At 50.5% G+C, this 2190-nt stretch carries 2 protein-coding genes and 1 pseudogene; 1 reads left to right on the top strand and 2 read right to left on the bottom strand.

Features of this window, described 5'->3' with window-relative positions; all coding sequences use genetic code 11:
• Positions 1-176, top strand: a pseudogene (locus tag N5D20_RS24625) (IS30 family transposase); the annotation flags it as partial.
• A gap of 40 nt (positions 177-216) precedes the next feature.
• On the opposite strand, the gene N5D20_RS24620 reads toward N5D20_RS24625, so the two are convergent.
• Both N5D20_RS24620 and N5D20_RS24615 read right to left on the bottom strand, forming a co-directional pair.
• A complete protein-coding gene (locus N5D20_RS24620) occupies positions 217-549 on the bottom strand; it encodes a carboxymuconolactone decarboxylase family protein (protein WP_014860742.1) in 333 nt (110 codons plus the stop codon).
• 683 nt (positions 550-1232) lie between these two features.
• Positions 1233-1985 carry an alpha/beta hydrolase gene (locus N5D20_RS24615; protein WP_063427192.1) on the bottom strand — a complete coding sequence of 251 codons (753 nt, stop codon included), beginning with the start codon at positions 1983-1985 and terminating at the stop codon, positions 1233-1235.
• Positions 1986-2190 lie beyond the last annotated feature (205 nt).

The raw sequence follows: 2190 nt of genomic DNA, 5'->3' as shown, positions 1-2190 counted from the left end.
AAAATACCAACGGCCTGCTCCGGCAGTATTTTCCCAAGGGCGGCGACTTCAGCAAGCTGACCGTCGAGGCGGTCAGTCGCGTGGTAACGAAGATCAATTTACGCCCGCGAAAACGCCTGGGCTGGAAGACGCCGTACGAAGTTTATGCAGGGGTGAGCGTTGCACTTATGTGTTGAATTCAGGTGGGCTGCTCGTTAGGGGAGCAGCCTCCTCAGGTCATTCCTTGTCGAAGGCGTCTAGCACGTGAGTGCTATAAACCAAGGCTGCGCCTGCGTTCATGTTGATTGCGACTCCGAGAGCTTCTGAGACCTCCTCAACTGTGACACCAAGCTTCTTGGCTTCGGCGACGTGGAAAGCAATGCAGCCGTCGCAGCGAGTGGTTACCGCCACTGCAAGTGAAATCAGTTCGCGGGTCTTCGCATCGAGGTGGTTGGTTTTCGCGCCGGCCCCGCCCAGCGCCATCACGCCCTTGATGGTTTCCGGTGAAAGCGAGCCGAGCTGCATAACGCGAGCATTAATGTCTTGTCGTGCTTTTTTCCAGTCTTGCATGTGATCCTCGCAGCTACGCCAAGGCGTAGAAATGGAAATGTTGAGTACGGATTCTTGCGTACAGGCTTAGCCTACCATCTAGTGGTAGAATTCGCAATGCCCTTTTTCAACCTGCATTCGTCCGGTCAGCAGGCAGGAGCAGCCCATGCGACGCTGAGCCTGAGATCTGCAAGCGGCTCCACATCTCGATTTCAATGCATTTCAGGTGCGTAGCTGCTCCCCTGGGATCAAGCTATCTTTGCTCTCAGCGCTGTCGGTAAGTTAGGCGGCTCCTGTAACGGATGTGAGTGGAGCCGGCATTTCAGATAAGCGCTTAGGCTGTTGCGGTTGGTCTGATGGGTAGGTGAGTTGCCAGCAGTAGAGCACTAGGGCTTCACGATTAGACTTCGGGGCTGGGCTTATAATGAATGGACGCAATATTAGTAGCCGGTGCGCCAGCTTCTCGTATCCAGCTTCCGCAGGAATTAGCTAGCTCCGATTAGAGCTAGCGCGAAAAACGTCACCAAAATTATCAAGAGTATTATTGATAGAGAGCTACTTCCGGCATTTGCTTTTTCTTGTCGCTTTGCCGACTCACTGTCGCAAAAAGTAGGATATACTCTTCTTTTTTCTCTCGCCTGCTTTAGGATTATAATTGAGCAGTACCTCATATAGGTATTCCTTTATGTGATGATTCTATAAAGCTATAAGTATCTGGAACTCCAGGCGGTAATGCATGAGGCAACATACTCTGCGTCTCGGCTGTTTGTAAGTAAATGGTCGGCAGAGTCCAGCGATATGAAGCTCTTCGGGTGTTTAGCTGTCTGGTAAATCTTCTGTGCTTGTTCTATGGATACAACATTGTCGGTAGGTGAGTGAAAAACAAGCAGTGCGCGTCGGAGGTTCGCGATGCTTTTATCCTGCTGCTGACTTTCAATATCTTCGAGGAACTGATTTTTTATAGTGAACTCCCTTCCTCCAAGCGTAACTCTATATTCACCAATGTCTCTGATAGCTTCTACTTGACCCTTGAACTGCTTCATAACATGGGTCGCATCAGCGGGAGCTCCGATTGTCACAACACCTTTTCCCTCAGGGATGTGCTTAGCTGCTGCGATGACTGCAGCGCCCCCCAAGCTGTGGCCAATCAAAAGGGATGGTGCCTGATACGTGTTGCGTAAATAATCCGCCGCAGATACCAAGTCAGCAACGTTTGATGAAAAATTGGTATTGGAGAAGTCTCCGCCGCTGCCGCCCAGACCCGTGAAATCAAATCGTAGTACAGCGATATTATTGTCGACCAGCGCCTTCGCAATACGCGCAGCTGCTTTAATATCTTTACCACAGGTGAAGCAGTGTGCGAACAATGCGTAAGCACTGGGTGACTCAGGGGCTTCAAGTAGACCTGAAAGGCTCGTACCCTCGGTGTTTAGGAACGTGATCTTCTGTTTGCTCATGATGATTTCCATGGGAAGCATTGACTGGCGTTAGGTTTTCACTGTGGCAGCATAGCAATGCAAGCTCAAAATCGTTGGGTCGTAGAAGCCTACCACCTAGTAGGTATGCTGGCAATCTTGGCTGTTCTGCATTGTCTTTGGTACTTAAGCCTTATGCCATGCAGATAGCGGTTAGGACGGGAGTGAACGCAGCGCAGACTTATCG

It is taken from the genome of Stenotrophomonas sp. GD03877 (assembly GCF_029840555.1).
GTDB classification, from domain to species: domain Bacteria; phylum Pseudomonadota; class Gammaproteobacteria; order Xanthomonadales; family Xanthomonadaceae; genus Stenotrophomonas; species Stenotrophomonas geniculata.
The sequence above is the reverse complement of the archived record's forward strand: the minus strand, read 5'-3'. Positions and strand labels throughout refer to the sequence as shown.